21 protein-coding genes and 1 pseudogene are annotated in these 24,823 nt (G+C 73.3%); 11 read left to right on the forward strand and 11 right to left on the reverse strand.

Annotated elements, in window-relative coordinates; all coding sequences use genetic code 11:
* Window positions 1-299: 299 nt before the first annotated feature.
* The 3 genes from QQY24_RS04015 to QQY24_RS04025 are packed head-to-tail and all read right to left on the reverse strand — an operon-like array spanning window position 300 to window position 3,668.
* Window positions 300-1,049, reverse strand: coding sequence for a succinate dehydrogenase/fumarate reductase iron-sulfur subunit (locus QQY24_RS04015; RefSeq protein ID WP_301971273.1), 750 nt, complete (start codon window positions 1,047-1,049; stop codon window positions 300-302).
* A complete protein-coding gene (locus QQY24_RS04020; RefSeq protein WP_301971274.1) occupies window positions 1,046-2,995 on the reverse strand; it encodes a fumarate reductase/succinate dehydrogenase flavoprotein subunit in 1,950 nt (649 codons plus the stop codon). Before QQY24_RS04020 ends, QQY24_RS04015 begins: the two co-directional genes overlap by 4 nt.
* Before the next feature lies 1 nt (window position 2,996).
* On the reverse strand, window positions 2,997-3,668 hold the full coding sequence (locus QQY24_RS04025) for a succinate dehydrogenase (RefSeq protein ID WP_301976135.1): 672 nt from the start codon (window positions 3,666-3,668) through the stop codon (window positions 2,997-2,999).
* 120 nt (window positions 3,669-3,788) lie between these two features.
* Between QQY24_RS04025 and QQY24_RS04030 the strand changes: the two genes are divergently transcribed.
* Entirely contained in the window at window positions 3,789-4,673 is an 885-nt protein-coding gene (locus tag QQY24_RS04030) for a LysR family transcriptional regulator (RefSeq protein WP_301971275.1), read from the forward strand.
* Window positions 4,674-4,861: 188 nt separating this feature from the next.
* Here the strand turns inward: QQY24_RS04030 and QQY24_RS04035 are convergent, their stop codons facing one another.
* The 3 genes from QQY24_RS04035 to QQY24_RS04045 all read right to left on the reverse strand — a co-directional run bounded on the left by QQY24_RS04035 (window position 4,862) and on the right by QQY24_RS04045 (window position 9,066).
* Window positions 4,862-6,997, reverse strand: coding sequence for a bifunctional diguanylate cyclase/phosphodiesterase (locus tag QQY24_RS04035; protein WP_301971276.1), 2,136 nt, complete (start codon window positions 6,995-6,997; stop codon window positions 4,862-4,864).
* Window positions 6,994-7,806 (reverse strand): SAM-dependent methyltransferase, encoded by an 813-nt coding sequence (locus QQY24_RS04040; RefSeq protein WP_301971277.1) that lies wholly within the window; start codon window positions 7,804-7,806, stop codon window positions 6,994-6,996. Before QQY24_RS04040 ends, QQY24_RS04035 begins: the two co-directional genes overlap by 4 nt.
* Before the next feature lie 315 nt (window positions 7,807-8,121).
* Entirely contained in the window at window positions 8,122-9,066 is a 945-nt protein-coding gene (locus QQY24_RS04045; protein WP_301971278.1) for an SCO0930 family lipoprotein, read from the reverse strand.
* Between the two features lie 772 nt (window positions 9,067-9,838).
* Here QQY24_RS04045 and QQY24_RS04050 point away from each other — a divergent pair.
* Both QQY24_RS04050 and QQY24_RS04055 read left to right on the forward strand, forming a co-directional pair.
* Window positions 9,839-9,967, forward strand: coding sequence for a hypothetical protein (locus QQY24_RS04050; RefSeq protein WP_301971279.1), 129 nt, complete (start codon window positions 9,839-9,841; stop codon window positions 9,965-9,967).
* A 30-nt stretch (window positions 9,968-9,997) separates the two neighbouring features.
* Window positions 9,998-10,762: a DUF4239 domain-containing protein gene (locus QQY24_RS04055; protein WP_301971280.1), complete on the forward strand. Its 765-nt coding sequence runs from the start codon at window positions 9,998-10,000 to the stop codon at window positions 10,760-10,762.
* 144 nt (window positions 10,763-10,906) lie between these two features.
* Here QQY24_RS04055 and QQY24_RS04060 read toward each other — a convergent pair.
* Window positions 10,907-11,322, reverse strand: a pseudogene (locus QQY24_RS04060) (hypothetical protein); the annotation flags it as partial.
* 53 nt (window positions 11,323-11,375) lie between these two features.
* Between QQY24_RS04060 and QQY24_RS34680 the strand changes: the two are divergent.
* The gene (locus tag QQY24_RS34680) at window positions 11,376-12,002 is read left to right on the forward strand and encodes a hypothetical protein (protein ID WP_367657976.1); all 627 of its coding nucleotides are present in this window, start codon (window positions 11,376-11,378) and stop codon (window positions 12,000-12,002) included.
* 330 nt (window positions 12,003-12,332) lie between these two features.
* Window positions 12,333-13,001, forward strand: coding sequence for a class F sortase (locus QQY24_RS04065; protein ID WP_301971281.1), 669 nt, complete (start codon window positions 12,333-12,335; stop codon window positions 12,999-13,001).
* A 23-nt stretch (window positions 13,002-13,024) separates the two neighbouring features.
* Here QQY24_RS04065 and QQY24_RS04070 read toward each other — a convergent pair whose 3' ends face one another.
* Complete coding sequence (locus tag QQY24_RS04070; protein ID WP_301971282.1) at window positions 13,025-13,858, reverse strand: polysaccharide deacetylase family protein; 834 nt, start codon at window positions 13,856-13,858, stop codon at window positions 13,025-13,027.
* A 551-nt stretch (window positions 13,859-14,409) separates the two neighbouring features.
* Here QQY24_RS04070 and QQY24_RS04075 point away from each other — a divergent pair.
* Complete coding sequence (locus QQY24_RS04075; RefSeq protein WP_301971283.1) at window positions 14,410-14,889, forward strand: universal stress protein; 480 nt, start codon at window positions 14,410-14,412, stop codon at window positions 14,887-14,889.
* A 237-nt stretch (window positions 14,890-15,126) separates the two neighbouring features.
* The gene (locus QQY24_RS04080; protein WP_301971284.1) at window positions 15,127-16,551 is read left to right on the forward strand and encodes an amino acid permease; all 1,425 of its coding nucleotides are present in this window, start codon (window positions 15,127-15,129) and stop codon (window positions 16,549-16,551) included.
* 24 nt (window positions 16,552-16,575) lie between these two features.
* On the opposite strand, the gene QQY24_RS04085 is transcribed toward QQY24_RS04080, so the two are convergent.
* Complete coding sequence (locus QQY24_RS04085) at window positions 16,576-17,724, reverse strand: CapA family protein (protein ID WP_301971285.1); 1,149 nt, start codon at window positions 17,722-17,724, stop codon at window positions 16,576-16,578.
* Between the two features lie 228 nt (window positions 17,725-17,952).
* On the opposite strand from QQY24_RS04085, the gene QQY24_RS04090 reads away from it, so the two are divergent.
* From QQY24_RS04090 to QQY24_RS04100, 3 genes are all read left to right on the forward strand, one after another.
* Complete coding sequence (locus QQY24_RS04090; protein WP_301971286.1) at window positions 17,953-18,501, forward strand: sigma-70 family RNA polymerase sigma factor; 549 nt, start codon at window positions 17,953-17,955, stop codon at window positions 18,499-18,501.
* 153 nt (window positions 18,502-18,654) lie between these two features.
* Window positions 18,655-19,170 (forward strand): hypothetical protein, encoded by a 516-nt coding sequence (locus QQY24_RS04095; protein WP_301971287.1) that lies wholly within the window; start codon window positions 18,655-18,657, stop codon window positions 19,168-19,170.
* Window positions 19,171-19,360: 190 nt separating this feature from the next.
* Window positions 19,361-20,014 (forward strand): zf-HC2 domain-containing protein, encoded by a 654-nt coding sequence (locus QQY24_RS04100; RefSeq protein ID WP_301971288.1) that lies wholly within the window; start codon window positions 19,361-19,363, stop codon window positions 20,012-20,014.
* A gap of 150 nt (window positions 20,015-20,164) precedes the next feature.
* Here QQY24_RS04100 and QQY24_RS04105 read toward each other — a convergent pair whose 3' ends face one another.
* The gene (locus tag QQY24_RS04105; RefSeq protein ID WP_301971289.1) at window positions 20,165-22,258 is read right to left on the reverse strand and encodes a SpoIIE family protein phosphatase; all 2,094 of its coding nucleotides are present in this window, start codon (window positions 22,256-22,258) and stop codon (window positions 20,165-20,167) included.
* A gap of 97 nt (window positions 22,259-22,355) precedes the next feature.
* Between QQY24_RS04105 and QQY24_RS04110 the strand changes: the two genes are divergently transcribed.
* Window positions 22,356-23,777 (forward strand): lipase maturation factor family protein, encoded by a 1,422-nt coding sequence (locus QQY24_RS04110; RefSeq protein WP_301971290.1) that lies wholly within the window; start codon window positions 22,356-22,358, stop codon window positions 23,775-23,777.
* A gap of 42 nt (window positions 23,778-23,819) precedes the next feature.
* On the opposite strand, the gene QQY24_RS04115 is transcribed toward QQY24_RS04110, so the two are convergent.
* Entirely contained in the window at window positions 23,820-24,791 is a 972-nt protein-coding gene (locus QQY24_RS04115) for an aldo/keto reductase (protein ID WP_301976137.1), read from the reverse strand.
* Between the last annotated feature and the right edge of the window lie 32 nt (window positions 24,792-24,823).

Here is a 24,823-nt window from a genome sequence, read left to right on the forward strand (position 1 = left end):
GGCTCGGGAAGTCGTCCCCGGCCCCGGGCACCGTCCGTGCCGGGGCGCGGCGACGCTCCTGGGAGCCGGGCGGCGTGCGCGCGACCGGTGGCGGGGGTGCGGGTGCGGGGACCGCTGGACGGTGTGGCGGCCCGCCGGGAAAGCCAGACGGGGCCGGGATGAGCACCACTCCGGCCCCGCCCGTCCGCCTGCCGGCGGACGTTCACCGCACCGCTCCCGACGGGCGCGGGGCCGCGCCGGCGTACGGCCCGCCCGTGCGGGCGCGAGCGGTCGCGGCGTTCCCACGGCCCCGGGCGGCGTTACCTCTTGCCCGACTTGCGGGCGGCCCGCAGCCATTCCTTGTTCATGCTGGTGATGGACATGAGCGGGATGCCCTTCGGGCAGACGGTCGCGCACTCGCCGGCCAGCGTGCATCCGCCGAAGCCCTCGGAGTCCATCTGCGTCACCATGTCCAGCACCCGCGTCTCCCGCTCGGGGGCCCCCTGCGGCAGCACGTTGAGGTGGTTGACCTTGGCGGAGGTGAACAGCATCGCCGCCCCGTTGGGGCACGCCGCCACGCAGGCCCCGCACCCGATGCACTCGGCGTGCTCGAAGGCGAAGTCGGCGTCGGCCTTCGGCACCGGCGTGGCGTGTGCCTCCGGCGCGGACCCGGTCGGCGCGGTGATGTACCCGCCGGCCTGGATGATCCGGTCGAACGCGGAGCGGTCGACCACCAGGTCCTTGATGACCGGGAACGCGGCGGCCCGCCACGGCTCGATGTCGATGGTGTCGCCGTCCCGGAAGGACCGCATGTGCAGCTGGCAGGCGGTGGTCCGCTCGGGGCCGTGCGCCTCGCCGTTGATGACGAGCGAGCAGGCACCGCAGATGCCCTCGCGGCAGTCGTGGTCGAACGCGACGGGCTCCTCCCCCGACAGGATGAGCTGCTCGTTGAGGACGTCCAGCATCTCCAGGAAGGACATGTCGGACGAGATGCCGTCCAGCTCGTACGTGGACATCGCGCCGTCGGAGTCGGCGTTCTTCTGCCGCCAGACGCGCAGGGTGAGCTTCATGCGTAGCTCCGCTGGGTGGGGTGGACGTACTCGAAGACCAGGTCTTCCTTGTGCAGGGCCGGGGCCTGGCCCGTCCCCGTGAACTCCCAGGCGGCCGCGTAGGCGAACTCGTCGTCCCTGCGGGCCGCCTCGCCGTCCGGGGTCTGGGACTCCTCGCGGAAGTGACCGCCGCAGGACTCGGAGCGGTGCAGCGCGTCGAGGCACATCAGCTCGGCGAGTTCGAGGTAGTCGACGATGCGGTTGGCCTTCTCCAGCGACTGGTTGAACTCCTCGCCGGTGCCGGGCACCTTGATGCGCCGCCAGAACTCCTCGCGGATCCGGGGGATCCGTTCCAGGGCCTTGCGCAGCCCGGCTTCGGAGCGGGCCATGCCGCAGAACTCCCACATCAGTTCGCCCAGTTCGCGGTGGAAGGAGTCGGGCGTGCGGTCGCCGTCGACCGCCAGCAGCAGGTTCAGGCGGTCCTCGGTCTCCGCCAGCACCTCCTGCACGACCGGGTGCTCGTCGGTGACCGGTTCCTGGTGGGGATTGCGGGCCAGGTAGTCGTTGATGGTGGCCGGCAGCACGAAGTAGCCGTCGGCCAGGCCCTGCATCAGCGCGGAGGCGCCGAGCCGGTTGGCGCCGTGGTCGGAGAAGTTGGCCTCCCCGATCGCGAACAGCCCCGGAACGGTGGTCTGCAGGTCGTAGTCGACCCACAAACCGCCCATCGTGTAGTGCACGGCCGGGTAGATGCGCATCGGCACCTGGTACGGGTCCTCGTCGGTGATGCGCTGGTACATCTCGAAGAGGTTGCCGTACTTGGCCTCGACGGCCCTGCGGCCCATGCGCCGGATGGCGTCGGCGAAGTCCAGGTAGACGCCCTGTCCGCCGGGGCCGACGCCCCTGCCCTCGTCGCAGACGTTCTTCGCGGCGCGGGAGGCGATGTCCCTCGGGACCAGGTTGCCGAAGGACGGGTAGATGCGCTCCAGGTAGTAGTCGCGCTCGTCCTCGGGGATCTCGTTCGGCGGGCGGTCGTCACCCTTGGCCCTGGGCACCCAGATGCGGCCGTCGTTGCGCAGGGACTCGCTCATCAGCGTCAGCTTGGACTGGTGGTCGCCGGTGCGCGGGATGCAGGTGGGGTGGATCTGGGTGAAGCAGGGGTTGGCGAAGTAGGCACCGCGCCGGTGCGCCCGCCAGATGGCGGTCGCGTTGGAGTTCATGGCGTTGGTCGACAGGTAGAAGACGTTGCCGTATCCGCCGCTGGCCAGGACGACGGCGTCGGCGAAGTACGTGGAGATCCGGCCGGTGATCAGGTCCCGGGCCACGATGCCGCGCGCCCGCCCGTCCACGACGATCAGGTCCAGCATCTCGGTGCGCGGGTGCAGCTCCACGTTCCCGGCGGCGATCTGCCGGGACAGCGCCTGGTAGGCGCCGAGCAGGAGCTGCTGGCCCGTCTGGCCGCGGGCGTAGAAGGTGCGCGAGACCTGGACGCCGCCGAAGGAGCGGGTGTCGAGCAGGCCGCCGTACTCACGGGCGAACGGCACGCCCTGGGCCACGCACTGGTCGATGATGCCCACGGAGATCTGGGCGAGGCGGTGCACGTTGGACTCGCGGGCGCGGAAGTCGCCGCCCTTGACGGTGTCGTAGAACAGGCGGTGGACGGAGTCTCCGTCGTTGCGGTAGTTCTTCGCCGCGTTGATGCCGCCCTGTGCGGCGATCGAGTGGGCCCGGCGCGGGGAGTCCTGGTAGCAGAACTGGACGACGCGGTAGCCCTGCTCGGCCAGGGTGGCGCCGGCGGAGCCGCCCGCCAGGCCGGTGCCTACGACGATGACCGTGTGCTTGCGGCGGTTGGCCGGGTTGACCAGCTTGGCCTCGAAGCGGCGCTTGTCCCAGCGCTCGTGGACGGGGCCCGACGGGGCCTTGGTGTCGGCGACCGGCTCTGCGGTCGTGTAGTCGGCGTAGGAAGTCATGTCAGCTCACCACTCCGGTCATGACGCCCACGGGTACGGCGACGAAGCCGGCCGTGAGCAGCAGCGCGAGGACGTTGGCGGCGGTCTTCAGGGCGCGGTCGCGGGCGCGGCTGCCGACGCCGAGGGTCTGCGCCGCGCTCCAGAATCCGTGCCGGATGTGCAGGCCGAGCGCGAGCATCGCGACGATGTAGACGACGTTGCCGTACCAGGTGGAGAAGGTGTCCACGACGTTCTGGTACGGGTGGCCCGGCTGGAAGCCGCCGGAGTGCACGGTGCCGGTGGTCAGGTCGAGGACGTGCCAGACGATGAACAGGCCGAGGATGATCCCGCCCCAGCGCATCGTGCGGGTCGCGTAGCTCGCCCGGGGCCGGGTGTGCACGTACTTGCCGGGTCGGGCCCTGATGTCGCGGCGGCTGAGCTGGTAGGCGGAGGTGGCGTGGGCGACCACGGCGACGACGAGGACGATCCGGATGAGCCAGAGCGTCCACTCGTAGTGCATGAAGGGCTCGCCCACGGTGCGCAGCCAGTGGGCGTAGTGGTTGAACTCGCCCGCCCCGAAGTAGATCTTCAGGTTCCCGATCATGTGCGCGATCAGGTACAGCAGCATGATCAGACCGCTGACCGCCATCACCGTCTTCTTGCCGACGGAGCTGTCCCACATCGTGCGCGCCATGGACGGCCGCCGGTCCGTCCGCGTTGCGAGTGCCATGACACAGCACGTTAGGACCGGAGACGCCGATCAGTCCAAGACATGGCCCGGCTCGTTTCCATAGGCAGGAGCTATTGTCGCAGGATGCAGTTCCAGCAGCTCCAGTATTTCGTGGCCGTAGCCGAAACCCGGCATTTCACCCGGGCCGCCGAACGGGTCCACGTGGCCCAGCCCTCCTTGTCGCAGCAGGTCAAGGCGCTGGAGCGGGAGCTGGGCGCGGACCTGTTCCTGCGGGCCCGGGGGAACATCACCCTCACCGACGCGGGCGAGGCCCTGCTGCCGCTGGCCCGGCGGATCCTCGCCGACGCGGACACGGCCCGCCACGAGGTGCAGGAGCTGGTGCAGCTGCGCCGGGGGCGGGTCCGGCTCGGCGCGACACCGAGCCTGTGCACGGGCCTGCTGCCGGACGTCCTGCGCGCCTTCCACGACCGTTATCCCGGCATCCGGCTGCTCATCGAGGAGGGCGGCTCGCACGACCTCGTCCGGGAGCTGGCCCGCGGCGCCCTCGACCTCGCCCTGGTCGTCCTGCCGCTGCCCGCGCCGGCGCCCGCGCTGACGGCGGTGGAGCTGCTGCGGGAGGACCTGGTGGTGGTGTCCTCCCCCGAGGTGCCGGCGCCCGGGCGGGACGGCCGGGCGGTCGAGGTCGGGGACCTGGCGGGCGAACGCCTGGTGATGTTCCGGCACGGGTACGACCTGCGGGAGCTGACCGTCGCCGCGTGCCGCTCCGCGGGGTTCGAGCCGGAGTTCTCGGTGGAGGGCGGCGAGATGGACGCGGTGCTGGGGTTCGTGCGGGCGGGGCTGGGGGTGGCCGTGGTGCCCCGGATGGTGGCCGCGCGGGCCGGGCGGGGGCTGAGGGTCACCCCGCTGGCTCGGCCGGGGCTGCACCGGGTCATCGCGCTGGCCCACCGCAGCGACGTGGCTCCGCCCCGGGCCGCGAGGGAGTTGCAGCGGATGCTGCTCGAACGGTGAGGGAGCCCGTGCCCGGGAGCGTCGGTGCGGGGAGCGTCGGTGCGGGGAGCGTCGGTGCGGGCCGCAGGGGGCGCAGTCGCGCCGTTCCCCCGTGCCCCTCCACGGACGCGCCGGTGCCGTTCCGCGCCGGTGCGGGGTGCGGGTCGCGGGGACCGGCCGCGCCCCTCCCTGGCGGGAGGGGGTGCCGGTCAGCCCGTGGTGTCCGCCAGCGCCAGGTCGTGCAGCCTTTCCGGGGGGCCCGGACGGGCGTAGTACCAGCCCTGGGCGGTGTCGCAGCCCAGGACGCGGAGCTGTTCGGCCTGGGCGCTCGTCTCCACGCCCTCCACGGTCACCGCGAGGTCGAGGCTGTGGGCGAGGGAGACGATGCCCTCGACGATCTTCAGGTCGACGGGGTCGGCCGGGAACTGCTGCATGCCCTGGGTGAAGGAACGGTCCAGTTTGAGGACGCTCACCGGCAGGCGGCGCAGGTTGGCCAGGTTGGAGTAGCCGGTGCCGAAGTCGTCCAGGGCGATGTCGACGCCCATCTCGGCGAGCCGGCGCAGGGGCTTGAGGAGGTCGTCGTCGGCGCCGATCAGGGCCGACTCGGTGACCTCCAGGCAGAGCGCGTCCGGGGTGACGCCCGCGCGTTCCAGGATGTCGACCGTGTCCTGGACCAGGCCGGGATGGCTGAGCTGGCAGGGGGACAGGTTGACGTTGATGCGCAGCGGGCCCGCCGCCCGCTCGCGCTCGCGCCAGGCACGGGCCTGGCGGACGGACTCCTCCAGGACCCAGCGGCCGAGCGGCACGATCAGGCCCGTGTGCTCGGCGAGCGGGATGAAGCGGTCGGGCCCGAGGACCCCGTGCTGCGGGTGCAGCCAGCGCACCAGGGCCTCGGCGCCCCGGACGCTGCCGTCCCCGAGGTGGACGAGCGGCTGGTACTCGATGAAGAACTCACCGCGTTCCAGCGCCGTCGGGAGGGCCGTGGTCAGACCGTGCCGGGTGATGGTGCGGGCGTCGGCCTCGGGGTCGGCGAGTTCGGCGCGGTTGCCGCCCGCCGACTTGGCCCGGTACATGGTGATGTCCGCGCTGCGCAGCACCTCGGCCGCCGTGCGCTCCCCGGCCGGCCCCTCGACGATGCCGAGGCTGCCGCGCACCAGCAGGTCCCGGCCGTCGATGCTGATCGGCGTGACCAGCGCGTTCATGATGCGCTCGGCCAGTTCGTCGACCTCGCGCTGGGTGTCGGGGCCGGTGGTCAGCGCCACGAACTCGTCGCCGCCGAGCCGGGCGACCATCTCGCCGGGCGCGGTGGCGCAGGACTGGAGCCGGTCCGCGACCTCCACCAGCAGCCGGTCGCCGGCCGCGTGGCCGAGGCTGTCGTTGATGGTCTTGAAGCCGTCCAGGTCGAGGTAGCACAGGCCGAAGCGCTGGCCCTCGCCCGCGTTCAGGGCCTTCTCCAGGCGCTCGAAGAACAGGGTGCGGTTGGGCAGGCCGGTGAGCGCGTCGTGCGTGGCCTCGTAGCGCAGGCGGAGGTTGAGCAGGCGCCGCTCGGTGGTGTCCTCCATGAGGGCGAGCTGGTACTGCGGGTTGCCGTCGGGGTCCCGCAGCAGGGAGACGGTCAGGTTGGTCCACAGGACCGTGCCGTCGGGGCGGTTGAACGCCTTCTCGACGTGGTAGTGCTCGCGCTCGCCGCGCACGAGTTCGTCGTAGAGCCGCCACGTCTGGGGGGCGTCCTCGGGATGCGTCCAGTCCAGCACCTGCCGGCCGCGCAGGGACTGCTCGGGGAGCCCGAACATGCGCAGCAGCGCCTTGTTGACCTGGAGGACGTTGCCGTCGAGGTCGGCGATGCCGATCCCTATGGCGGCGCCCTCGAAGACCGCGCGGAAGCGGGCCTCGCTGGCGTGCAGCGCCTGCGCCACCACGCCCTGCGCCTGCAACGCGGCCTGGGCGATGGCCTCTTGTTCGGCGAGCGTCCGCGCGCGCAGGGCCTGCGCGTACCCGGCGGCCATGGCGTGCTGCATCCGGGAGGTCCGCATGCGCAATTCGTCCTGCGGGCCGTCGTCACCGCAGTAGAGGACGAGGTAGGCGTCGACGCAGTCCAGGGTGCGGCTGAGCGCCTCGGGATCGGTGCAGTGCGCCTCGACCAGCGCGGCGCCGACCGCCTTGGCCACCTCGGCGTCGAAGTTCCGGGCGCGCAGCAGGCCGCTCAGTCGGCGTGCGAGCGGCAGGAGCCGCGCCTCGAACTCGACCCGGGTCAGCGACGTGGAGGTGACCGGGTAGACCGCCCGGCTCCAGATCGTCGTCAGCCGGCGCAGTCTGTCCTCCGGCCCGTCCGGTTCCGTGCTCACGCCGAACGCCCCACACCTGCGAGCCCGGAGAAGGCGAACGGGTCCTCGTCCTCGGGCGCCGACTCCGGACGCCAGAGCGGCAGCGGCACCAGTCCGGGTTCCACCATGTCGTACCCCTCGAAGAACCGCGCGACGTCGTCGCGCGAGCGCATGATCAGCGGGTTGCGAATGTCCTTGTACACGTCCACCGCGCCCTCGGCCCGCTCCGCGGGCAGGGGCATTCCCTCGTACGAGGCGTGGGTGAGGATCAGCAGACTGCCGGGTGCGAGTGCCTCGCGCAGTTCGGCCACCGCAGCGTACGGGTCGTCCGCGTCTTCCACGAAGTGCAGTATGGCAACGAGCAGCAGGGCCACCGGCCGGTTCAGGTCGATCAGGTGCTGCAACCGGGGGCTGGCGAGGATCTCCTGCGGCTTGCGCAGGTCGGCGGCGATGACGTCGGCCCGCTCGTTGCCCTGCAGCACGGCCTGGCTGTGCGCCACGGCCACCGGGTCGTGGTCGACGTACACGACCCGGGCCTCCGGCGCGGCGGCCCGGGCCACCTCGTGGACGTTGCCGAACGTCGGGATGCCGGAGCCGATGTCGAGGAACTGGGTGATGCCCTCCGCGGCCGCGAAACGCACGGCCCGGCGCAGGAAAGCCCGGTTGGCCTGCATGGTCTTCGGCAGACCCGGCAGGTACTCCATTACCTTGCGGGCCGCCTCCCGGTCGACCTCGAAGTTGTGCGAACCGCCCAGGTAGTAGTCGTAGATACGGGAAACGCTGGGCACCGAGATGTCGATGCTCCTGGGAGCCCAGGCAGGACGCTCCATGTATCTCTCCAAGGCGTAGGCGGCAGGGACAGGCGATCCCGTGTTCGAGCTGAGGCTACTGATCGCCCGCCAAAGGGGCGAGTCCAAACGGAAATTGACCATCCGTTCCCGGTCACTGCCTGCGGCAAGTGCCCGTATGACCCCGGTGTGTGCCCGGGCGCACAGCGGTCCGCCCCCTCCGAGCGGTGCGGAGGGGGCGGACCGTAGGTCGCGCGCCGGCCGGGCGGGGCGGTCCCGCCCCGGGGCGGTGGTCCCGGGGCCTTTCCTCCGGATCGGGCCGGACCCCGCGGGCCCGGCAGGATCCGAACGGGGGCCCTAGTTGCCCGGTTCCCCGGCCGGCTTGCCGTCGGGCGCGACGGCGTACCACGTGCCGCCCACGCCCTGGCCGTCGGTGTCGCCCGGGGCGTTGTCGCCGGAGAAGGTGTAGACCGGCCAGCAGTTGACCGTCATCTGCTTGACCCCGTCGGGCCGGGTGAAGCCCATCAGGCCCTTCTTCCGGACGCCCTCGGTGTCATCGGCCGCGACCGGCGCGACCGCGGGCCACTTCTCCAGGCAGGCGCCCGTGCAGCGGGAGACGGACTTCGGCCACGCCTCGTCCTTCATGAAGCGGTAGACCGTCATGCCGTTCCGGTCGACGACGACGTCCCCCAGCTTCGGGTCCTTGCGCACGGACAGGCCGGGCAGGTCGGACCGCTTCGCCTTCTTGCCGGTGGGCGCGAGCGCGAACCACGTGCCGCCCACCCCCTGCCCGTTGACGTCACCGGAGGCGGCGTCCTTGGCATAGCGGTAGGCGGGCCAGCCGGCGACGGTGAGCTGCTTGCTGCCGTCGGCGCGGGTGACCTCGCCGAGCAGCGCCTCGTCGACGCCGGCACCGGCGGTGGCGTCGTCGGCGGGCACCGGCGGCCAGGTGGTGGCGCAGTCACCGGCGCAGTTCGACTTGGGCGGACGGGCGGTGTCCTTGTCGAAGCGGTACAGGGTGAGGCCGGAGCCGTCGGTCAGGACCTTGCCCAGGCCGGGATCGGGGGCCACGGACAGCCGGCCCGCGGGAGCGGGCGGGGCCGAGCTCTGGCCGCCGTCGGCCCCGTAGCCGCTGCCCGCGCCGATCGCGGAGCCGCCGTAGTCGCCCGCCGCGGCCGTGGCGCCGACGTTCCGGGCCGCCGAGGCCGGGGTCGTGGCGCTGTCCTGACCGCATGCCGTCGTCAGCGCCAGCACCGAAGCGGCCGCGGCCACCAGTGAGGCGGCCCGCCAGGAGGTCTTCATCGTCAGCTCCCCATATCTGCCTGGATGGCGCAGCGCCTTGCCGCGCCGCCGCACGGCCATGGGTACGCGGCGGAGGGGACCGGGCGTTCAACCCGGGCGTGACTTTCTTCCCGGACGCCGTCAAGGGGCCGCCGCCGGGAAGGTCGTACAGGTGTACGGGGAGGGCGCGTCGGTCGGTTCGGCGTGCCAAACCCCGGAGCGCCTCTTGTCCTCCCTTCGGGTCAATCGTGGTGCACTCCGGAGTACGGCCGGCGCTGTGGGCCTCATGATCTCCGTCGTGCGAGGACCCGAAGCGATCCGATGCGCCCCTGCCGTCCGGGTGCTGGCCCTGTTGACGCTGACCTGGACCCTGGTGGGCTGCCCGGCCGGCACGGCGTCCGCCGACGCCTGCGCGTACGCCTCCACGGGCCCGGGCGGCGCGGTGGCGGTGGCCTCGGCGGGCGGGGGGCACCACTGGCCCCACCCGCCGTGCCCGAGGCCCACCCCGCCGCCCTGTCCGCCGACACCGACGCCGTCACCGCCCCCCACGCCGACACCGACTCCGCCGACACCGACCCCGCCGCCCCGGCCGACGCCCACGCCGACGCCCACGCCGACACCCACGCCGACACCCACACCGGCGCCTCCGCCACGGCCGACACCGGTTCCGCACGCCCCGCCACCCGACCGGCCGGCCCCGGCGGCACCCGCGCCCCGGCCGGTCCCCGCGCCCCCTGCGCCACCCACCCCGGCCCCGCCGGCCGAGCCCGCCCCGCGCCCCGCCGCGACCCCGGTGAGCTACCCGGCGTACCACCCCCGGCACACGGCCCACGCCCCGCCTTCGCCCACCTCGCCGGTCACCTACGTCCTGCTCATCACCATCCCGGCGATCGTCGCCGTCGCGGCGCTGCGCCCGCGCTGACGCGCCGGCCCCCTTCCCTGGAGGCACCACTTGTCGGATTGGCTTGTTCTCGTCCTCGCGATGCTGGGGGCCTGTGCCGTCGTGGTCGTCACCACCGTCGTACGGCACAAACGGGCCCCGCAGGACGAGGACCCCAGCGAGACCCCCGACGTCATCGAGTACATGACGATGTGGATCGGCGTCGTGTACGCCATCGTCCTGGGCCTGGCCATCGCCGGCGTGTGGGAGGCGCGCAGCGCCGCCCAGGACCACGTGCAGGCCGAGGCCCAGGCACTGCACGAGATCTCCGAGCGGGTCCGGGTCTACCCGCCGGAGGTGCGTGACCGCATCCGGAACGATGTCAACACCTATGTCGGACACGTCGTGACCACCGAGTGGAAGGCGATGACGGATCACGGCCGGCTCACGGACCGCGGCACCGATCTGCTGGAGCGGGTCCGCCGGGACGTCACGGACCACCGGCCGGCGAACGACTTCGAGGCGCAGGCCTACCAGCCCGTGCTGGACCAGATGGCCGCCGCCGACCAGGCGCGCAACGCGCGGGCCGACTCCACCGGGGCGACCATGCCGCCCGTGGTGTGGTGGGGGCTGCTCACCGGGGCCGTCATCACCATCGGCATGGTCTTCGTGCTGCAGATCAGACGCACCGCGCGGGAACTGGTCCTGGCCGGGCTGTTCTCCGCCACCATCTCCTTCATGCTCTTCCTCATCTGGGACTTCGACGCGCCCTACAGCCGGGGCATCGCGGCGACGGCGGAGCCGTTCCTCAGCCTCTTCCCGGGCGCCGGCGGATAGGACGGGGCGTCCCGGCCGCGGCTGCTTCCCCCGGCGGTCCGTCGCCCCGGTCCCCTCGCGGGACCGGGGCGACGGACCGCCGACATGCGGATGTTCGGGGTGCCACGTGCGCTGCGCTCCGGCGGGAAGGGGGCCGGGGCCCGGTCAGATCCGCTTCTCACGGCGGCGGCGCAGCCAGAGCGCGCCACCGCCGATCACCGCGGTGGCCACGAGTCCGCCGCCGATGACCACGTCGGTGGGCGTGGCACCGCTGGAGCTGCTGCCGCCGACACCGCCCTGGACTCCGCCGAGCACGGTGAAGGCCCTCGGGCGGGTGAGGGTGCGTCCGTTGCAGTTGACCGTGATGTCGTAGCGGCCTGGACGGGTGTCGCGGTCGATGGCGGCGACGCCCCGCGAGGTGTCGTCGCGGGCCGGTGTCAGCCGGGTGGCGCGGAAGGCGCGGGAGGACATGGTGCCGCCGCGGCAGCCCTCGACCGTGACGGTGATCCGGCCGCCGGCGGCTACCACGCCCGGCGAGGCGACGATGTTGCGCAGGTTGCCGTCGCCGTGGCCCCCGAAGTCACCGCCCTGGCCGAAGTCGTCACCGCGGCCCCCGGAGTCGTCACCCCGGCCGTTGTTGCCGTTGTTCCCGTTCCAATTGCCTTCGCCGTTGCCGTTGTTGCCGTTGTTGCCGTTCCAGTTCCCGTTGCCGTTGTTCCCATTACCGTTGTTGTCGTTGCCGTTGCCGTTCTCGTTGTGGTTCTCGTTCCCGGCACCGTTGCCGTTGTGGTTTCCGTTCCCGGCACCGTTGCCGTTGCCGTTGCCGTTGTGGTTTCCGTTCCCGGCACCGTTCCCGTTCCAGTTCCAGTCCCCGTTCCCGTTCCCGTTGCCGTTCCCGTTGCCGTTGTGGTTTCCGCTCCCGGCGCCGTTGCCGTTCCAGTTCCCGGCACCGTTCCCGTTCCCGTTGTGGTTTCCGTTCCCGGCACCGTTCCCGGCGCCGTTGCCGTTCCAGTTCCCGGCACCGTTGCCGTTGCCGTTGTGGTTTCCGTTCCCGGCGCCGTTCCCGTTACCGTTCCAGTCCCCGTTCCCGAAGTGGCCGCTGAAAGTGCCGCTGAAGCTGCCGTTGTCCGGGCCGGTGCCCGTGTTGGTGGACGGGCCGCCCCCGTTGCCCATGCCGTCCGCGACGGCCACGGGGACGGCGAGCCCGAGGACGGCGACCGCGGTGCACGTGGCCGCCAGGGCACGTTGGTTTCGCATGTGATCCTCCGCGGAAGGCACCCGGGTTCCCGTTCCCGGTCGATCGGCGAGAAAGCACCTCCCGGAACGACCCTCGGACGCCCGGAACACGCCCGCATGTCGAGAATGGTCCGTCCTGGTGAGCCAACACGCCGACGGAAAACCACATAATCAGATATTGCCGCAGGTCACGGCCCGTCAGATTTTTCCCGCGTGCCGCAACTCGGATGGCGCACCGGCGCAGCGGTGCGCCACCCGTTCGCCCGCCGCCCCGTGGCCCGCGGTCCGCACGGGATTTAGCGTTTTCCCATGCGCGACGGACGTGGCGGCGGGCCGCGTCGAGAGGGGATGGCGAATGTCTGCGTCCGAGCTGGCCGAGCTGGCCGAGGAGGAGCGACGGAGGAGGCGTGCCCCGTGGGGCGTGGTGGCGCTCCTCCTGCTGACCGGCCTGGCGCTCATGCGCAACGGTTCGGGGGAGTTCGGCACCGGCCCTCCGCAACCCGCGTCCGCGGCCGCCCCGGACGGCCGCGCGGTGGCGGACACGTCCGCGGCCGCCCCGGCCCCGCTGCCGTTCTCCGCGGCCGACCGGGTGCGGATCCCCGCGATCCGGGTCGACGCGCCGGCCGTGCCCGTCGGTCTGGACGCGGCCGGCTGGGTGGGCGCGCCGCCGCCGGAGGACCCCAACCTGGCGGGCTGGTTCACCGGCGCGGTCTCCCCGGGTGAGAAGGGCACGGCCGTCGTCGTCGGGCACGTCGACAACCAGCAGGGACCGGCCGTGTTCTACGGGCTCGGGGCCCTGAAGAAGGGGAACAGGGTCGAGATCCTGCGCCAGGACGGGAAGACCGCGGTCTTCGACATCTACGGGGTCGAGGTCTTCGAGAAGAGCAAATTCCCCGGTGACCGCGTCTACGGCTCGAAGGGCACGCCGGAGCTGCGGGTGATCACCTGTGGCGGTGGTTTCACCAAGCAGAACGGCTACGACGGCAACGTCGTCGTCTTCGCCCGCCTGGCCGCGGTGCGCTGACCGCAACGGCCGGGCGGGGCCCGTCAGCCGAGCCGGCGGCGCGGCACGGTGAAGTGGTAGCCGGAGCCGATCAGGTGCGGCAGGTACCGGCGGATCGCGCGGACGCTCTGGGAACGGTCGCCCCCGGCGTCGTGGGAGAGCACCACGACGCCGGGGGCGGCGCCGCTCTCGACCCGGTCGACGACGGTGTCGGTGCCCGGGGCGGTCCAGTCGAGGCTGTCGACGGTCCAGGCCATCGGCTCCATGCCCATGTCGGCGCCGAGTTGGAAGGCCGCGCGGTTCCAGGCGCCGTAGGGCGCGCGGAACCACTGGGGGCGCTCGCCGTAGGCGTCCTCGATGACGTCGCTGGTGCGCTCCATCTCGGAGCGGATCTCCCCGCGGTCGAGGGTGGTCAGCAGGGGGTGCGTCCAGGTGTGGTTGCCGACCACGTGCCCCTCGTCGGCCATCCGGGCCAGCAGGCCCTTGTTGTCGACGGCCATCTCCCCGCACACGAAGAACATCGCCCGCACGTCGTACCGGGCCAGTGTGTCCAGGATGTGCGGGGTGTAGTCCGGGTGGGGGCCGTCGTCGAAGGTCAGCACCATGTGCCGGCCGCGTCCGGAGAGGCGCAGGATGGGTTCGTGCCGCACCTCGGGCCTGCCGGGGACGGGGCGCGGGGGGCCGTATCCGGTGAGTGGCCGGAGCCGGAAGGCGGAGGGCCCGAGCACCTGGCGCGCCTGGGGGCCGGGGACGGGGGCGGGGGTGGGGGACTGTGTCCCGCCGCCCTCCACGACCACTCCCGCGGCGCCCGCGGCTCCCAGCGCTGCGGCGCCGGTGAGCAGGATCCGGCGCCGCGTGAACAAGTGATCCTTCTGCATCACCCATCAGTCGCCCGGCGGGACTGCGCCGTACCGCAGCGACACCGGTGCGGCGGGAGCATTGCACTCGGTCGGCGTACGTCCTTCCACCTGCGCGAGAGCCCCGCTCGGCCCTCCTCTCCAGCGGCGGCGGACCCGCCGGAGCGGCCGGTGTGCGAAGGGGCGTCCCGGACGCGGGCCCGGTCGTGCGGGTCCGCGTCCGGGGCGACGGGTCCGGTCCCGTCCCCTCCGTCGGGGCCGAGCGCCGCCGGGACGGACGGGGCCCGCAGTGGTGACGGGCCGCCGCCCGGTCTTCGGGTGCCCCCTTTCACCGTTGTTTCGTGCAAGGGGACCGGCCGGGGGCCGCGCACGCCCGGTTCCCGGGCCGCCGCCCGGACTTCGGCGACCGGGACTCCGTGGTCCCCGCCCGTGGCCCCTCCGCCGGTGCTCCGCGGGTCACGGCGCACCAGGTCCGGAAGGAGCCGCTCCGGCCGGGGGGAGGGCACCGCCGGCCCGCCCTGCGAGCGGCCCGCGCACTGGACGGAGCCAGTGGTTCCGATAACCTCACCGCCGTGACGGAACAGCACGAACGACACGAGCGGCCCGCGTACCGCTTCGAGCGGGGCACGGACGGCCCGAAGGTCATCCTGGCCGGGGTGGACGGCTCGGAGTCCTCGCTGCGCGCCGCCGCGTACGCCGGTGGTCTGGCCCGGCGGCAGCACGCACTGCTGGCCGTCGTGTACGTGCAGCCGGTGCTGGCGGCCGGGGCGGCGCTCGGTGCACCGGTGGCAGAGACGACCGACGAGATCGCCGAGGACCTGATCACGCAGATCCGGGAGGCCGCGGAACGGGTCAAGGGGATATTCGACGTGCGCTGGGAGTTCCACACCTTCCGCGGCGATCCCTACAACGGTCTGGTGAAGGCGGCCGACGAGCTGAAGGCGGACGCGGTGGTGGTGGGCGCCTCGGAGCAGGCCGGGCACCGCATCATCGGCTCGGTGGCGATCCGGCTGGTGAAGGCGGGGCGCTGGCCGGTGACGGTCGTTCCGTAAGGCCGGCGCGGGCGCGGGTGGGCCCGCCGGGAGCGGGACGCCGGCCGGGGGCCGCGGCGCGGGTCGGGGACCGCGGACGGCGGCTGCGCGGGGCGGCCGGCCCACGGGACCGCGGCCCCGTCCGGTGCGCCGGCGGTGCCCGGGCTCCGGCCCGTGCGTGGCGTCTTCCGTCCGGGGCCGCCCTGAGCCATCATGTTCCGCCATCAGCCGTTTGCCTTCGGCGAAGAGGTGAGGCGCATGGCCAAGCTCCGCATGGGTGAGGGAATTCTCCGCCGCAAACCCATCGAGTTCGTCGAGGAGACCGAGGCCGGCGAGGGCACCGGGCTGGAGAGGTCGCTCGGCCTGTGGCAGCTCACCGCCATCGGCGTGGGCGGCATCATCGGCGCGGGCATCTTCACGCTGGCCGGCACGGTGGCGAACGGCACGGCCGGGCCGGCGGTGCTGGTGTCGTTCCTGATCGCCGGTCTCGCGAGTGCCTGCGCGGCGCTGTCGTACGCCGAGTTCGCGGGACTGATCCCGAAGGCCGGCTCGGCGTACACCTACGGCTACGCGGTGCTCGGCGAGTTCGCGGGTTGGTTCATCGGCTGGGACCTGCTGCTGGAGTACACCGCGATCGTCGCCGTGGTCGCCATCGGCATCTCCGGGTACTTCAGCTTCCTGGTCGAGGAGATGGGCGCGAACCTGCCCGCCTGGATGCTGGGGGCGCCCGGCACCGGGCACGGGCGCCGGGTCGACCTGTTCGCGGCCGTGCTGTGCCTGCTGATCGCCTACCTGCTCAACCTGGGCATCCGCAGCGCGGCCCGTTTCGAGACGTTCGTGGTCGCGCTGAAGGTGCTGGTGGTGCTGCTGGTGGTCGGAGTGGGGGTGTTCCACCTCGACACCGGCAACTACCGCCCGTTCTTCCCCTTCGGCGTGGGCGGGGCGTTCACCGGCGCGGCGACGGTGTTCTTCGCGGTGTTCGGCTACGACGCGATGTCCACGGCGGCCGAGGAGTCGAAGGACGCGCAGCGGCACATGCCCAAGGCGATCGTCTACTCGCTGGCGATCTCGATGGTGCTGTACGTGGCGGCGTGCCTGGTGCTGACGGGCATGCAGGACTACCGGCGCATCGACCCGGAGAGCGGCTTCTCGACGGCGTTCAAGTCGGTGGGCCTGAGCGGTCTCGCGGACGTGATCGCGGTGGGTGCGATCATCGGCATCCTCACGGTGATGTTCACCTTCATGCTGGGGGTGACCCGGGTGTGGTTCTCCATGTCCCGGGACGGGCTGCTGCCCCGGTGGTTCGCCAGGACCCATCCGACGCGGCACGTGCCGACCCGGGTGACCTGGATCGTCGGCGCGGGTTCGGCGCTGATCGCCGGGTTCGTCCCGATCGGGCAGGCGGCCGAGCTGACCAACATCGGCATCCTGCTGGCGTTCGTGGTGGTGTGCGCGGCGGTGATCGTGCTGCGCTACCGGCAGCCGGAGCTGCCGCGCACCTTCCGCACGCCGTGGATGCCGTTCGTGCCCGCGCTGGGTGTCGTCTTCTCGGTCTGGCTGATCACGTTCCTGCAGTGGCAGACCTGGGCGCGGTTCGCCGTGTGGTTCCTGATCGGCTGTCTGATCTACTTCGGCTACTCCTACCGCCGCTCGGCGCTCGCCGGAGGCCGGCGGGCCGGGTGAGCGGCACCGGGCCGGACCGGGGGGTCACCGCCCCGTGACGAGCCCGTCCCCGGCCGCGCCCCGGCTGAGGACGACGTCCCGGATGCGGTCGCGCACGCCGTGCAGGTCGGCGCCCCGGGCGATGGCCCGGTCGACGTCGACGACCCGGCCGGCGTCGAGGTCGTACATCTGCGGGACGAACTCGGCCCGGGTGACCCGCCAGCGGCCGCCGGGCCGGGTGGGCGGGGCGAAGGTGAAGCGGGCGAGGGTGGACTCGTTGCCGCGCGAGTCCCGCACGCCCCGGTCGTTGTACATCTCGCCGGCGATCTGGTCGCCCAGGCCGTAGACCACCCAGGTGCCGTTGACCTTCTCGTACGCCTGCGGGACGTGGGCGTGGGTACCGAGGATCAGGTCCACGTCCGGGCGCCCGTTGGTCCGCGAGGCGGTGAGCCGGTCGGCGAGGGCGACCTGCGCGGCGTCGGGGGCGTCCTGCCAGGCGGTGCCCCAGTGCAGGGAGACGACGACCACGTCGGCGCCGGCCAGCCGGGCGGCGCGGGCGTCGGAGACGATCCGCTGTTCGTCGATCAGGTTGACCGCCCAGGGCTGGCCTGGCGGGAGTCCGGGGCCGGCGGTGGCGTAGGTGTACGCCAGGTGCGCCACCCTGGCCAGGCCCGCCCGCAGCAGCGTGACCGAGCCGGCCTCGGCGTCGGTGCGGGCGGTGCCGGCGTGCTGGAGGCCGGCCCGGTCCATGGCCTCCAGGGTGCGCCGGATGCCGGGGGCGCCGTCGTCCAGGGCGTGCTCGGAGGCGGTGGAGCAGCCGTCGTAGCCGGCGGCGGTGAGTCCCTGGGCGAGTTGGGGCGGCGCTCCCGGCACGGGGCCGCCGTGGTCGCCGTCGGCGCCGTAGACGCCACCCAGGTGACACAGTGCCAGGTCGGCGTGGGAGGCGGCGGGTTCGGCGGCGGAGAGCATCGGGCGGAAGTCGTAGCCGCTGCCGCCGGCGTCGAAGCGCGCCCGGTCGGTCACGGAGGCGTGCGGCAGGATCTCGCCGGAGGCGACCAGGGTGAAGCCGCGGGCGGCGGGCGGTGCCGGGAGGCCCGCGCCGGCGGAGTTCTGCCGCGCGTGGTTCTGGCAGGAGGCCGCCGCGGCGAGGAGTGCGGTCAGGGCCAGCGCCACTCGTTGTCTGCGTCCGATCATCAGCTCACCCCAGTGTTGTCGTATTTACAGACGTGGCCGTGACAAAGACATGGGTATGAAGCCGGCCGCCCGCACAAACGGAACGGGGACTTTCCTTAACCCGTCCGGCGCTGTGCGCTTGCGGTCACGGACCGTTCGCCCGACCGTTCACCGACGCGATCCGACCGTCCGTCGCACAGCTGTGCGTGCTCCTTGTCCGCCGGCCGCAGCCTGCGCTGACATACGGCCATGACGGCCGGAACCTCACTTCCCCACGGGACGACGACCGCCGAGCACGAGCTGGCCGCGCTCCAGCGCGAGCACGGCGGCTTCCTGTTCGCGCTGCTGCTCAGGCTGAGCGACGGGGACCGGCAGCGCGCCGAGGACCTCGTGCAGGAGACCCTGGTGCGCGCCTGGCAGCATCCGGAGGCCCTGCGCGCCGACGCCTTCGACTCCGTACGGCCCTGGCTGCTCACCGTCGCCCGGCGGCTGGCGATCGACGCGCGGCGGGCCCGGCGGGCGCGCCCGGCCGAGATCGGCGACGGGGTGCCGGAGAACGCGCGGGTGACCGCCGACCACGCCGAGCGGGCCGTCGCGACGCTGGACGTCCGGCGGGCCGTGCGGACCCTCACCCCGGAGCACCGCGACGTCCTGGTCCTCGTGTACTTCCGCGGGGCCAGCGTGACGGAGGCCTCGGACATCCTCGGCATTCCGCCCGGTACCGTGAAATCCCGCGCGTACTACGCGCTGCGCGCCCTGCGGCGGGTCCTTCCGGGTTACGCGACCGACCTGCGGTGAAACCGGGCGCGCGGCAAAGCCTTCGCAAAGCGCCTTGCTGTCGTCCCCGTCCGGGCCATCAGCTGTCCTCATCCGCGTTCCGGTCGGGAGCCCGGGCCGGGCTCCGGGCGGGGGGTCCGGGCGACGCGCAGGCACCGGAGGAGGCAGGGAAGGATGCTGTACAGAGGGCACGACGACACGGAGGGTACCGATGGTGACGGCCTGGTCGTCCCGATGGCCTGGTTGTACGCCGAGTACATCGCCGACGAACTGCTGCGCACCGGCGACCTGATGCCGCCGACGTCGTTCGAGTTCCGGGCCGGCCGGGACGCGCTGGCGCTGACCGTCTTCCTGTCCGACACCGACGGCGAGCTCCCCGGCATCCGGGTGGTCTCGCAGCTGGAGACCTGGCTGTCGCTGACGGCGTACGACCAGCCGTGGCAGGACTGGGTGCGCGGGCGGCTGACCGAGCTGGCCGCCGAGGCGGCCGGGGCCGACGCGCCCGCGCCGGACCTGGCGCTGGCGGCGGACGCGTGGCGCTGGCTGCAGGAGACCGAACTGCTCGCGCCCGACCTGGACGCGGTGCCCGGCGGCGGCGCGGTGTTCGGGGAGGAGGACGGCCCGAAGGTGTGGACGCCGGCCTGGCGGCTCGGACTGCCCCTGGGGCACCTCGCCATCCACCTGTTCTGAGCCGCCGGTCCGTACCGGGTCCGAGCCGGGCCTGGGCCCGCGGAGTCCTGCGGACACCGGGCCGGTCCACGGGCCCGGCCGCTGCGGATCCCGCGACCGCGGTTCCGCGCGCGGCTTGAGTGATTCCGCCGTCCGCTGCGTACGGGTGGGTGCACGCAGTCACCCCCCACCCACGGCACGAGGATTCGGCATGAGGTCCCTGGAAAGGCATCGCGACGTCGGCGCGTACGCGCTCGGCGTGCTGGACGAGGCGGAGGCCTTCCGCTTCGAGGACCACCTCATGGAGTGCCCCCGGTGCGCGGCACACGTCACCGGGTTCGGCCCCACCACCCGGCAGCTGCTGCTGTACCGGCGCGCGACCCCGCGCTTCGTGCACCCGCTGGCCCAGCCCGGTCCCCGGCTGCTGGAGCGGCTCCTCGGCGAACTCGCGCACCGGCACCGGGCCCGGCGCCGCCGCCTGCTGTACGGCCTGGCCGCCTCGGTGGTGCTGGCCGTGGCCGGACCGGGCATCACGGCGTTCGCCGGTCGCGCGGAGCCGGAGGTGCGCGTCACCGCGGCCACCGATCCGCACACCGGGGTGTGGGCGCAGGTCACCGCCGAGGACTCGGAGGCGGGCAGCCGGCTGCGGCTGGAGGTCAGGGACGGCTCGGGACCGCACACCTGCCGTCTCGTGGCCGTCGGCCGGGACGGCAGCGAGCAGACCGCCGGCGACTGGTGGGTGCCCGCCCGCACCACCGCCACGACCACGACCCTGAGCGGCTCCTCGATGCACCCGCGGGAGATCGCCCGCTACGAGGTGCGCGCCGCGGACGGACGGCGCCTGGTCACGCTCCGGCAGCGGTGACCGCGGGGCGTCGCTCCGGTCTCCGGTCCCCGGGACGCCGACGGCTGACGGCGGTACCCGCGCCGCCCGGGTGCGCGGTGAGGGGGTCCCCCAGCCCGTCCCGCCCGGGGTGGTTCCGGCGCACGTCCACGGGGCCGTCCGGCGGCCCGCTCAGCCGGCGGCACCGGCCGGCACCCGGAACTCGCACCACACGGCCTTGCCGCCGCCTCGCGCCTCCACGCCCCAGCCGTCGGCGAGCAGCTCCACCAGGAGCAGCCCGCGTCCGGAGACCCCGCTCTCGCCCACCTCCCGGCGGCGCGGCAGCGCGCTGGAGGAGTCCTCGACCTCCACGCGCAGCCGGCGGTCGCCGTCGTCGACGACCCTGAGGGTGAGGATCGCCGAGCCCTCGGTGTGCATCAGCGTGTTGGTGATCAGTTCGTCGGCGGCCAGCTCGATCTCGTCGGCCCGGTCCCGGGCGCCCCAGGAGCGGACGGCGGCACCGATCATGTGCCGGGCCTCGGCGAGGGCCTCCGGGTCGCCGGGGGTCACGCGCTGCTGGAGCCGGCCGCCGGCCCGCGACGTCTCCGGCACCCGGCGGCGCAGCAGGAGCAGGGCCACGTCGTCGTCACCGCCGCGCTCATCGGCCACCTCGATCAGCCGGTCGGCGAGGTCGCGCACCCCCTCGGGGCCCTTGGCGATGAACCCGGCCAGGGCCCGCATGCCGTCGTCCAGGTCGGCCCCGGGCTGTTCGACCAGCCCGTCGGTGCACAGCAGCAGGGTGTGGCCGGGATCGAGTTCGAGGGTGGAGACGGGGTACTCCAGGCGGCCGAACTCGGCGGACAGGCCGAGCGGCAGCCCGCCCTCGGCCGGGACCCGGTGGCAGCTGCCGTCGGCGTGCCGCACCAGGGGGTCGATGTGCCCGGCGCGGACCACCTGGACGACGCCGGTGGCCAGGTCGGCCTCGGCGTACAGGCAGGTGGCGAAGCGGTCGGTGTCGAGTTCGTGCAGGAAGACCGAGGCGCGGGCCATCACCGTGGCCGGGGTGTGGCCCTCGGCGGCGTAGGCGCGCAGCACGATCCGCAGCTGGCCCATGACGGCCGCCGCGTGGGTGTCGTGGCCCTGCACGTCGCCGATGACCGCGCCGACCCGGCCGCCGGGCAGCGGTATCAGGTCGTACCAGTCGCCGCCGATGTCCCGGCCGACGGCGCCCCCGGCGGTGGCGGCGCGGTAGCGCACGGCCACGTCGGCGCCGCGGACGCTGGGGATGGTGCGGGGCAGCATCGCCTGCTGCAGGCTCTGGGCCAGGTCCCTGTCCTGCTCGTAGAGCATGGCCCGCTGCAGGCTCTGCGCGATGCTGCTGCCGAGCGCGACCAGCACGGTCCGCTCCTGGGCGGAGAAGCCGCGCCGGTCGCTGTAGAGCAGGCCCATGGCGCCGATCGGGCGGCCCTGGGCGATCAGGGGCAGGTAGGCGGCGGAGGTGATGTGCAGGCCGGTGAGGTGCGGCCACAGGACCGGGTAGCCCTCGGCGAACTCCTCGGGGGACTCGATGAAGCGCGGGGTGAGCGTGCACACGACCTCGCTCATCGGGTACGGCTCGTCGATCCGGGTCACCCGGGTGCCGGGCCCGGAGCTGTCGGCGGGGCCCTCGGCGGCGAGCCGGATCCGGCCGGCCTCCACCAGGCCTATCACCACGCCGGCCGCGCCGAGGTGGCGCACGCCGTGGGTGTCCTGGACGACGTCGATGACGTCCTGGACGCTGCGGGCGTGCGCGAGGGCGGCGGAGGTCACCTGGACGACGCTGGTCTGCTGGCGGAAGGCCTCGTCCTGGGCGGCGCGCAGGCTGCGGGCCTCGCTGTCGGCGAGTTCCCGGGTGGCGTCGCGGAGGATGCCGACGACCCGGCGCGGCCGTCCGGTCCCGTCGCGCCGGATGTAGCCCTGGGTGTGGGTCCAGCGGGAGGTGCCGTCGCGGCAGTGGATGCGGAAGTAGGTGCCGTAGGTCTCGCTGCCGCCCTTGATGGCGTTGGCGACCACCGTGTCGAGACGGGCGGCCTCGTGCGGCGGCACCCGCAGCGACAGGGACTCCACGCGGCCGTCGTATTCCTCGGGGAGCAGGTCGAACACCTCGTGGGCCTGGGCGTCCATGTGGAAGAGGCCCGCGTCCAGGTCCCAGTCGAAGCTTCCCATGCGGTTGAGCGCCAGGATCGGGTCCGGGTGGGCGGGCCAGTCCTCCGGGAGTGGCGGGGCACTCGCTCCCCGATCAGCCATGGGGCCACCTTGCCAGGGTTCGCCCGATTCTTCGACCGGGGCGGTGCCCGCCCCGCTCCGGGTTACGCGGGCGGAGCGGTGCGGTACACGCAGTGACGTGAACTGGTTCACCGCCCCCGACTACTGGCTGGGCCGGCTGGTCTTGCAGCGGGCCCTGGCAGGCGTGTACCTCGTGGCGTTCCTGACGGCCGCGCTGCAGTTCCGGGCGCTGCTCGGCGAGCGCGGCATGCTGCCCGTGACCCGCTTCACGGCCCGGGTGCCGTTCAGGCGGGCGCCGAGCCTGTTCCACCTGCACTACTCGGACCGCTTCTTCGCCGCCTGCGCCTGGACGGGCTGCGCGGTGTCGGCGGCCCTGCTCGCCGGCGCGGACGGCGCCCTGCCGCTGTGGGGCGGCGTCCTGCTGTGGCTGGTGCCGTGGGCGCTGTACCTGTCGATCGTCAACGTGGGCCAGACGTGGTACGCGTTCGGCTGGGAGTCGCTGCTGCTGGAGACCGGCTTCCTCGCGGCCTTCCTCGGCAACGACGAGGTCGCGCCGCCGGTCCTGGTGCTGTTCCTGCTGCGCTGGATCCTGTTCCGGGTGGAGTTCGGCGCCGGGCTGATCAAGCTCCGCGGCGACGCCTGCTGGCGGAGGCTGACCTGTCTGGACTACCACCACGAGACCCAGCCGATGCCGGGCCCGCTGAGCTGGTTCTTCCACCACCTCCCCAAGCCCGTGCACCGGGCGGAGGTGGCCGCCAACCACGTCACCCAGCTGGTGGTGCCCGTCCTGCTGTTCGCTCCGCAGCCGGTCGCCTCGGCCGCCGCCGCGCTGGTGATCGTCACCCAGCTGTGGCTGGTGCTGTCCGGCAACTTCTCCTGGCTGAACTGGATCACCATCGTGCTGGCGCTGTCCGCGCTCCGGCCGCCCGCCGCGGCACCGGCCGTGCCGCCCGCGCCGCTGTGGTACGAGGTCCTGGTGTCGGCGGTGGCCGCCCTCCTGCTCTGCCTGAGCCACCACCCGGTGCGGAACATGGTCTCGCGCCGCCAGGTCATGAACCGCTCCTTCGACCCCCTGCACCTGGTCAACACCTACGGCGCGTTCGGCAGCGTCAGCCGGGTCCGCCACGAGGTGGTGGTCGAGGGCACGCTGGACGCCGTACCCCGGGAGGACGCGGACTGGCGGGAGTACGAGTTCAGGGGCAAGCCCGGCGATCCCCGTCGCTGGCCCCGCCAGTTCGCGCCCTACCACCTGCGGCTGGACTGGCTGATGTGGTTCGCCGCGCTCTCCCCCGGCTACGCCGACGACTGGTTCGGCAAGCTGGTGGAACGGCTGCTGGAGAACGACCCCGACACCCTGAGGCTGCTGCGCCGCTCCCCGTTCCCGCCGGACACCCCGCCCCGTCACGTCCGCGCCCGCCTGTTCCGCTACCGCTACACCACCTGGCGCGAGCTGCGGGAGACGGGAGCGTGCTGGGAGCGGACGTACGTGCGGGAGTACCTGCCCCCGGTCCGGCTGGACTTGGCGGCCCGCCGGCCATGAGCCGGCCGGGACCGAAGGCGCCCGGGGGCCGGTCCCCCCGGCTCACGACGGCCCCGCCCCGGGCAGCAGCCCGAGGTCGCGCGCCTCCTGCCAGAAGGCGGCCGGGACGGGAGTGGCGAACTGGTCGGCACAGTCGTGCACTTCGGCGGCCGAGCGGGCACCGGCCAGGACCGTGGTGACGGCCGGGTGCGCGGAGCAGAACGCCAGGGCGGCGGCCCGCAGGGTGACGCCGTGGCGGCCGGCCACCTCCTTCAGCCGCAGGGCGCGCTCCAGCAGCTGCCGGGGCGCACGCGCGTAGTCGTACGTGGATCCGGGTGCGGGGTCGGCCAGGAGTCCGGAGTTGAAGGCGCCCCCGATCACGACCGACACGCCCCGCGCGGCGGCCTCGGGCAGCAGCTCGTCCGCCGCGCTCTGGTCGAGCAGGGTGTACCGGCCCGCGCAGAGCACCACGTCCACGTCGGTGTCGCGGACGAACCGGGTGAGCATCTCCGTCTGGTTCATGCCCGCGCCGATGGCGCCCACGACGCCCTGCGCGCGCAGTTCCTCCAGGGCGGGGTAGCCCTCGCGGAAGGCCTGTCCGGCGTGGTCGTCGGGGTCGTGGAGGTAGACGACGTCGACCCGGTCCAGGCCGAGGCGCGCCAGGCTGGCCTCCAGGCCGCGGCGGACGCCGTCCGCGCTGAAGTCCCAGACGCGGCGGTGCGTGGCCGGCACGGCGAAGCCGTTCGCCAGGTCGTCGCCGGCGGGGCCGTCCACCGGCTCCAGCAGGCGGCCCACCTTGGTGGAGACGGTGTACCGGGAACGGTCGTGGCCGCGCAGGGCCGCGCCCAGGCGCCGCTCGGACAGGCCGAGGCCGTAGTGGGGGGCGGTGTCGAAGTAGCGGATGCCCCGCTCCCAGGCGGCCCGCACGGCCTCGTGCGCCTGCTCGTCGCTGAGCGGGGTGTAGAGGTTGCCGATGCCGGCGGCGCCGAAGCCCAGCGGGCCGGTCCCGACGCCGCTGCGGCCCAGGGCGGTCACCGGGCCGCCGTCGGCGGTGGGGGCGGTGCCGG

Origin of the sequence: Streptomyces sp. TG1A-8 (assembly GCF_030499535.1) — a bacterium.
GTDB lineage: Bacteria > Actinomycetota > Actinomycetes > Streptomycetales > Streptomycetaceae > Streptomyces.

Bases quoted from the DNA above. Each gene is read 5' to 3' on its own strand.
- QQY24_RS04045 (WP_301971278.1), bottom strand. From the start codon at position 9,066: ATGAAGACCTCCTGGCGGGCCGCCTCACTGGTGGCCGCGGCCGCTTCG.
- QQY24_RS04020 (WP_301971274.1), bottom strand. From the start codon at position 2,995: ATGACTTCCTACGCCGACTACACGACCGCAGAGCCGGTCGCCGACACC.
- QQY24_RS04065 (WP_301971281.1), top strand. From the start codon at position 12,333: ATGTCTGCGTCCGAGCTGGCCGAGCTGGCCGAGGAGGAGCGACGGAGG.
- QQY24_RS04105 (WP_301971289.1), bottom strand. From the start codon at position 22,258: ATGGCTGATCGGGGAGCGAGTGCCCCGCCACTCCCGGAGGACTGGCCC.
- QQY24_RS04070 (WP_301971282.1), bottom strand. From the start codon at position 13,858: ATGCAGAAGGATCACTTGTTCACGCGGCGCCGGATCCTGCTCACCGGC.
- QQY24_RS04100 (WP_301971288.1), top strand. From the start codon at position 19,361: ATGAGGTCCCTGGAAAGGCATCGCGACGTCGGCGCGTACGCGCTCGGC.
- QQY24_RS04030 (WP_301971275.1), top strand. From the start codon at position 3,789: ATGCAGTTCCAGCAGCTCCAGTATTTCGTGGCCGTAGCCGAAACCCGG.
- QQY24_RS04090 (WP_301971286.1), top strand. From the start codon at position 17,953: ATGACGGCCGGAACCTCACTTCCCCACGGGACGACGACCGCCGAGCAC.
- QQY24_RS04085 (WP_301971285.1), bottom strand. From the start codon at position 17,724: ATGATCGGACGCAGACAACGAGTGGCGCTGGCCCTGACCGCACTCCTC.
- QQY24_RS04080 (WP_301971284.1), top strand. From the start codon at position 15,127: ATGGCCAAGCTCCGCATGGGTGAGGGAATTCTCCGCCGCAAACCCATC.
- QQY24_RS04025 (WP_301976135.1), bottom strand. From the start codon at position 3,668: ATGGCGCGCACGATGTGGGACAGCTCCGTCGGCAAGAAGACGGTGATG.
- QQY24_RS04015 (WP_301971273.1), bottom strand. From the start codon at position 1,049: ATGAAGCTCACCCTGCGCGTCTGGCGGCAGAAGAACGCCGACTCCGAC.
- QQY24_RS04095 (WP_301971287.1), top strand. From the start codon at position 18,655: ATGCTGTACAGAGGGCACGACGACACGGAGGGTACCGATGGTGACGGC.
- QQY24_RS04040 (WP_301971277.1), bottom strand. From the start codon at position 7,806: ATGGAGCGTCCTGCCTGGGCTCCCAGGAGCATCGACATCTCGGTGCCC.